The organism is Stappia sediminis (assembly GCF_009826895.1).
GTDB lineage: Bacteria > Pseudomonadota > Alphaproteobacteria > Rhizobiales > Stappiaceae > Hongsoonwoonella > Hongsoonwoonella sediminis.
In genome coordinates, this window is the sequence record NZ_WUMV01000003.1 from 625,001 (window position 1) to 630,000 (window position 5,000).

Sequence of the window (5,000 nt, forward strand, 5' to 3'; positions counted from 1 at the left end):
ATGAGGCACGGTGGGCGGTGTCATTTTTCCGGTTCGTATTCTCCAGTCCCGGGATCCACAGGCGTTTGATTCGGGATTGGGTCTGGCCTCATTTGAGCCTTCAGCCAGTTGAAGCGGTCTGCCTGATTAAGCCCACCGTTTAAGCATGCTTCAACGATCGTAAAACCTGGCCCCCGGGCTTTATTTCCCCGCCGTAGCAGGTGCGACAAAGTGTCTATCTGACTAAACGGAAATTTGCTAAGGTGAGATGAGTTATCAATAAATCGCGGAGTTTATGATGCGACGCAAATCGTTTGGCGCCGTCATGATTGCTGCGATTGCGTTTGCCTCGTTTGCAATCCCGGTCCTGGCGAGCGACCAAGAATTGGCGACCGGAGAACGACTGGCCGCTGTGTTGAGGGCCGGCCGCAGCGTTATTTCCAATCATCAGTCTCTTATAAATGACGAATCGATCGCCGAAAAAAACCTTCCGGGTCAGCGCGTCGTTGATGAGGCATTGGAGCTTTATGCCCAGCGTGAGGGAAAGTCCCTCGAGCCTGAAAACCTAAGCGACTTGGATAAGCAATTGTTCGAAGCGCAGATCGCCGCAATGCGGGAAATCGTCGATGAAAATCAGGATCTGATCGACGCGGAAGGAATCGGCTTCAAAGGCTTTATTCCAGCGATTTTCGCCCGGTTGGTGAACGAACGTTTCGCCGAGAAAGTCGGCAATCTGGCGCAGACGAAAGTTACAGCTCCGGTCGATATCGTTCGTAACCGCAAGGCAACGCCCGATGAGTGGGAACGAAACGTACTGGAGAGCAAGTTTCAGACGTCCGCATGGGAGAGGGGCAAACCTTATTTCGATGAAGTCGAGAAAAACGGAAAGCCTGCATTTCGTATGCTGATTCCGGAATATTATTCGGCTTCCTGCTTGACCTGCCATGGGCAGCCCAAAGGCGAAGTCGATGTTACAGGCTATCCCAAGGAAGGGGGCGCGGAAGGCGATCTTGCCGGCGCCATAAGCATCACGCTGTTCAGATGATGCACGCCCATGCCTTAAGAAAAAGGATGGCTGTCCTGTCGCGTCGGAAAATTCCGCTTCGGCTTATTTCCCTCACGGTTGCCCTCCTCGGGGCGTTGCTTATCAGCGTCGCATTCATGACGCACGATCTGTTTCAGACCGAACAGCGCGTCGAGCAGGCGAATGCACGGTTTCACCGGTTTGATGAAGCTGCAAGGGCACACCGGCATTTCGGGGATTTGCGGTATTGGCTGACGGATCTTTCCGTGAGCCTGTTGACCTTGTCCGAAAGGCGGGCCGAGGAGGCCTATACCTCGTTGTTGGACGATCTTGCGCGGATTGACGAATTCGCTCCTCAGGCGGCCGATACGATAAGGAAAGGGGCGCAGGCCTATAAAGAAAAAGCGATGCAGGCAGTCGACGCCTATACCGCAGGCAACCGGGTTATAGGCAACGCTCTTCTCGCAGCGGCGAGGCGACACAGCGATGATGTCGTCGCCGTGCTTGAGGAAATGGCGGAGCGATTCGAACGGGAAGCGGACGCAGCGCGAGATATTGCCGCCGCGGAGGCACGCGCCGACTATATTCGCGCCTTGATAGCTGTCGGCATTATCTGCGTTGCCGGCGTGGTGACGACCCTTCTTGTTCTACGTTCCATTCTGAGGCCACTTGCGCGTATCGACCGCGCAATGGCTCAGTTAACAGAAGGTCATGAGAACGTCGAATTGCCTCCTGCCGGCAAGGATGAATTCGGCCGACTCGCAAATACCTTGCGCCTTTTGCGCGACAGCCAGGCGAAACGGCGTGAGTTGGAGGTTGCCGCCGAGCGTCAGCGCAACACGGTGGTTGCCGCGATCGAGACGATTCCGGATGGGTTCGCACTTTACGACGAACATGACCGTCTGGTGATGGTGAACCATCGCTACGTGGAGATATTCCCCGAGATCGCCGATTTGCTGACGCCAGGGCGGAAGTTCGAGGAGGTCGTGCAGGCTCAGGCGGAAAGGCTCTTTTCAGGCAAAGACGCCGACACAATCCAAAGCTGGGTGTCTGACGCGGTCCAGCGTCATCGAGCGCCTTATGGAATGGTGGAGCGGGAATTCGCGAATGGCCTTTGGCTACGGATTGCCAAGAGAAAGACGGCCGATGGCGGCACCGTCGCCGTTTATACCGATATTACGGATCTGAAGCGGCGGCAGGCGGAACTTGAGAAAGCGCGCCGCGGGGCGGAAGTGGCGAATGAAGAGAAGAGCCGCTTCCTTGCATCTATGAGCCACGAACTGCGCACACCGCTGAACGCCATCATCGGCTACAGCGAAATGCTGATCGAGGATGCGAGGGATCTAGAGCAGGATGGCTTTGTGACGGATCTCGAAAAGATCCTGGGCTCCGGCCGCCATCTGCTGGCTCTTATCAATGATATTCTGGATCTGTCGAAGATCGAGGCGGGCAAGATGGAACTTTTCATCGAGCGTTTCGACCTCACGGCGCTTTTGAAGGACGTTGAAAGTACGGTCGCTCCGCTGGTGGCGAAGAAAGGTAACCTGCTTTCCATGCATGTTTCGGTGGATCCGAGGGAAATCGAAACGGACAAGACGAAACTGCGCCAGAATCTTTTCAACCTGCTTTCCAACGCGGCGAAATTCACTGAAAACGGAGAAATAGATTTATCCGTTATGCGCCAGCGACGCGACGATGGCGACTGGCTCGAGTTTACGGTTGCCGACAGCGGTATCGGAATGAGCAAGGAGCAGCAGTCGAAGCTTTTCCAGGCATTCGTCCAGGCAGATGCTTCGACGACGCGAAATTACGGCGGGACCGGTCTCGGGCTGGCGATCACGCGTCATTTTACGAACATGCTGGGCGGGACGATCGAAGTGGAAAGTGCGCCCGGCGAAGGGGCGACTTTCCGATTCGCGATACCTGCGGTTTGCAAGCTTCACGAACGGCAGGAATCTGAGCCTCGACCTGTTTTGCCGGGAACCGCACCGAACGAAACGGTATTGGTGATCGATGATGAGGCGCGTGCGCGAAAAGTGGTGTCGGATGCGGTGCGAAAAGCCGGCTTCGCCGTTGTCGAGGCAAAGGGGGGCGAGGAGGGAATTGCCGAAGCGCGCCGGTCCAAACCGGCTGCAATCGTCCTCGATGTTATAATGCCTGGAATGGACGGCTGGTCGGTCTTGAAGGCACTCAAGTCCGACAAGAACCTCTGCAGGGTGCCGGTGATCCTCGCAACCGTGATGCAAGACCGCGAGATGGGGCTGGCGTTCGGCGCTGCCGATCATCTGATAAAGCCGATCGATCCGCTTCAACTCGTTGAAACCCTGAAAGCGGTCGCTGGAGATAAAAAGCAGGATGTGCTCGTCGTCGATGATGATCCCGCGACGAGAGAGCTGTTCAGGCGGGTATTGCTTCGCGAAGGATGGCGCGTGCGAGAAGCATCCAACGGCAGGGTCGGTCTGGAACAGCTTGAAGCGGGTCGTCCGACGATCATGCTTCTCGATCTGATGATGCCGGAGATGGACGGATTCGAATTGCTGCGGGAGATACGGACAAGGCCGGATCTTTCGGATTTGCCGGTCGTCGTCGTGACGTCGAAGGATTTAAGCAGGCAGGAACTGGAATGGCTCGGATCGCATGCGAAGGAAGTCGTCAAGAAGGGCGCCGAAGGGCGCGCCGATCTGATTGCCGCCTTGAAACGGCACGTACCCGTGGCGGAAAATGCCTGAGGAGCATGGAAAAGGATGGTCAAGATTCTCCTCGTTGAGGACAATGAGATGAACCGCGACATGCTTTCCCGGCGCCTCGAGCGGCGTGGGTTCGATGTCGTTATCGCGGTGGACGGTCAGGCCGGGGTGGATGCGGTCGTCGAATGCGCGCCGGATATCGTTTTGATGGATATGAGCCTGCCGGTCGTGGACGGCTGGGAGGCGACGCGCAGAATCCGGCGAAATCCCGCAACGGCCGATATTCCGATTATCGCATTGACGGCTCACGCGATGGCGGGCGACCGTGAAAAGGCGATCGAAGCCGGCTGCAACGATTATGATACGAAGCCGATCGAATTGGCGGGCCTCCTGGAAAAAATCGCCCGCCTGACCTAAGGGTGTTTTACGTGCCGGATCTTCGTGACATCGGGCAACGCGCATATATAGCAATCGTCGCGCAGAAGCTGGCGGCGCCTGCCCAGGCGATATTCGGTTACCAGGAGCTGATAACCGAGGAGGTCCGTGAGCACGGGCCGCACGAGGCTTTGTCCGATCTCCAAAAGGTCCTTCAGGCCGCACGCATGCTGAACGCTCTGATCGAGCACCTGACTGGAAGTGTGGGAGCGGATCTCGAAAGCATGCCTTCGGTCGATGCCAATGTGAGGCATGATCTTCGAACACCCGTGAATGCGATCATCGGCTATTCCGAAATGGTGCTTGAAGACTTTGGAGACAAGCTCGGGCAAAGGCTCCTGGACGATATCTCAAGGATCATCGCCGAAAGTCGCCTGCTGCTGGAGCAGGTCGATGCGATGTTGGAGAGGCCCGCTCATTTTTCCGATATTTCCGCGGAAGGCACGACGGATGTAACCATCGCAGCCGATCTGGCGCGAACCATGACGGCGGGTGCGTCCTCGATCGCCGTGGAGGCAGGGCACATTCTGGTGGTCGACGACACCGAATCCAATCGCGACCTCCTTGCAAGGCGACTGGAACGAGACGGCCATGCTGTTGAAGCCGCCGCTTCGGGGCGAGAGGCTCTGGAGAAGCTGGGACAAGGGGATTTCGATCTCGTCCTCGCAGATGTCTTGATGCCCGATATGAACGGCATTGAGCTTCTGGCCCGACTCAAATCGGATGAAGAATGGCGCGAGATCCCGGTGGTGATGGTCTCAGGCCTGAAGGACGAAGATGCTGTTATCCGCTGCATTGAAGCCGGTGCGGAGGACTATCTGCAAAAGCCTGTCGATCCGATCCTGCTCAAGGCTCGTATAAGAGCATGCTTGGAA

4 protein-coding genes (1 of these 4 cut by a window edge) are annotated in these 5,000 nt (G+C 56.7%); all 4 read left to right on the forward strand.

Translation table 11 applies throughout. The features are described 5' to 3' along the window. Nucleotides 1-277: 277 nt before the first annotated feature. On the forward strand, nucleotides 278-1,024 hold the full coding sequence (locus GR183_RS09815) for a Tll0287-like domain-containing protein (protein ID WP_202395948.1): 747 nt from the start codon (nucleotides 278-280) through the stop codon (nucleotides 1,022-1,024). Nucleotides 1,025-1,140: 116 nt separating this feature from the next. Continuing rightward, nucleotides 1,141-3,732, forward strand: coding sequence for a response regulator (locus GR183_RS09820; protein WP_202395950.1), 2,592 nt, complete (start codon nucleotides 1,141-1,143; stop codon nucleotides 3,730-3,732). Between the two features lie 15 nt (nucleotides 3,733-3,747). Next, a complete protein-coding gene (locus tag GR183_RS09825; RefSeq protein ID WP_160775408.1) occupies nucleotides 3,748-4,107 on the forward strand; it encodes a response regulator in 360 nt (119 codons plus the stop codon). A gap of 11 nt (nucleotides 4,108-4,118) precedes the next feature. After that, nucleotides 4,119-5,000 carry the 5' portion of an adenylate/guanylate cyclase domain-containing protein gene (locus GR183_RS09830; protein ID WP_160775409.1) on the forward strand. It continues 672 nt past the right edge of the window, so the window shows 882 of its 1,554 coding nt (coding positions 1-882); the start codon lies at nucleotides 4,119-4,121; its stop codon lies off the right edge, out of view.